Source organism: Muriicola sp. (assembly GCF_049669965.1).
Taxonomy (GTDB): Bacteria; Bacteroidota; Bacteroidia; order Flavobacteriales; family Flavobacteriaceae; genus Muriicola.
Genome location: NZ_JBATLB010000010.1, coordinates 1 through 1,815, shown reverse-complemented (window position 1 = coordinate 1,815; position 1,815 = coordinate 1). Strand labels below are relative to the sequence as shown.

The 1,815-nt window shown below is 34.7% G+C and carries 2 protein-coding genes; both read left to right on the top strand.

Going from position 1 to position 1,815, the window contains the following annotated elements; all coding sequences use genetic code 11:
- Nucleotides 1-534 (top strand): DMP19 family protein (locus WBM49_RS00385; RefSeq protein WP_424370074.1); only part of this gene is annotated, 534 nt, incomplete at its 5' end.
- A gap of 164 nt (nucleotides 535-698) precedes the next feature.
- Nucleotides 699-1,619: an NAD(P)-dependent alcohol dehydrogenase gene (locus WBM49_RS00380; protein WP_424370073.1), complete on the top strand. Its 921-nt coding sequence runs from the start codon at nucleotides 699-701 to the stop codon at nucleotides 1,617-1,619.
- Nucleotides 1,620-1,815 lie beyond the last annotated feature (196 nt).

Sequence of the window (1,815 nt, the reverse complement as noted above, 5' to 3'; positions counted from 1 at the left end):
TCCAAAAACAGTATTGATGAATTTAATAATCGGAAAATTTATAAAAATCTGACCTCTAAAATTTTGGACTCAATTGCTGACGACAAATTGGAACAAGCAATAATGGATAATATTGACACCAAATTCCAAGACGGAGAACAATACACTTTGGACAAGATATCCGAATTGACCAATGGGCAAAAAGCAATTTTTTCTACTTGGTGGTTGGAAGCCGAAGTTAACAATGGTGGATTTAATCAATTCTATTTCAATTCAAGCGGACAATTTGCGGAAATGGCAGAAGTCGGATTTATGACAATCGGAGCTGAAAAGTTCTCGGAATTAACGAAACGTGCGAATAAAATCTATTCCGAAAACAAACAAAGACTTGAGGAATTTGACGATGGAACAATGGAAAGTTTTAGCGAGTCTTATAAGGACAATCCTCTCAATGATTTGGACACTGAATTTTACAACCTGTATGATTCTGAAAAAATTGGAGAATTAAGAATAAAATACATTCGAGAGAACAAAAACGAATTTATAACTGAATAATAAAACACAGTGGCTAACATCGTCTATAGCCCATCGCCAGCCAAGGCTTGGGGAATTTTTCCTACATTAGAGATTATAAATCATTCCTGGACAGGTCTGCGCATTGAGGCGTCGGGCCATAGCCAGGACCGTTGTGTGTCATTTTCTAAAAACCATTAATTAATATGAGAGCTGTAGTATACGAAGAATACGGTACACCGAAAGTCCTTATGCTAAATGATATTCAAAAACCGAGACCTAAAGATGATGAAATCCTTATAAAGATATATGCTGCTACTGTTACTTCGGGAGATATAAGACTTCGTAGTTCTAATTTTCCACCTTTGTTTTGGCTTCCTGCCAGATTAATATTTGGACTTTTTAAACCTAAGAAGAAAATTTTAGGTCATGAATTGGCTGGAATAGTTGAAGAAATAGGGAAAAATGTAACCAAATTTAATGTTGGTGACAGTGTCTTTGGTACTACTACAATGTTAAAAACAGGTTCTTATGCAGAATACATATGCTTACCACAAAAATGGAAAAGTGGTGTGATTGGATTAAAGCCAGTAAACTTGACTTACCGAGAAGCAGCAGCATTGCCAGTTGGAGCAATGACAGCAATATATCTTTTAGATAAAGCAAACTTGAAAAATGGACAAAACGTATTAGTTTATGGCGCTTCAGGAAGCGTTGGCAGTTATGCTGTACAAATTGCTAATCAGAAGGGTTCAAGAGTAACAGGAGTCTGTAGTACTTCAAACTTTGAAATGGTAAAATCATTAGGTGCTGAAAGTTTGATAGACTATAATAAAGACGACTACTCTGAAGGCAAAGAAAAATTTGATATAATCTTTGATGCTGTTGGAAAGACAAAGAAATCTAAAGCTAAAAAGGTTTTAAAAACTGGAGGCTATTTTGTTTCAGTGAATATGCTAACAAAAGAGAAGAATGAAAATCTTGAACTAATAAAAGAAATGGTAGAAAACGAAAAATTAAAACCTTTCATAGACAGATATTTCAAACTTGAGGAAATAGTAAAAGCTCATGAATATGTTGATAAAGGCAGAAAAAGGGGTAACGTAGTAATTGATATACAACAATAAAACGAACACACAACAATGGCTATAAGTAATTGCTGATTCTCACCTACTTTTGAAAATCCTCTCGGATTTTCAGTTTGGTGTGTACTTGCGAAGTTAAGTGCTAAACCACGCAACTACTCATAGCCGAGACCGTTGGCAATAATTATGAAAAAATCATTACTCTTCATATTGATTATCTCATTGCCTTACTTATTGG

Coding starts and splice junctions, on each gene's coding strand:
- WBM49_RS00380 (WP_424370073.1), top strand. CDS start 699: ATGAGAGCTGTAGTATACGAAGAATACGGTACACCGAAAGTCCTTATG.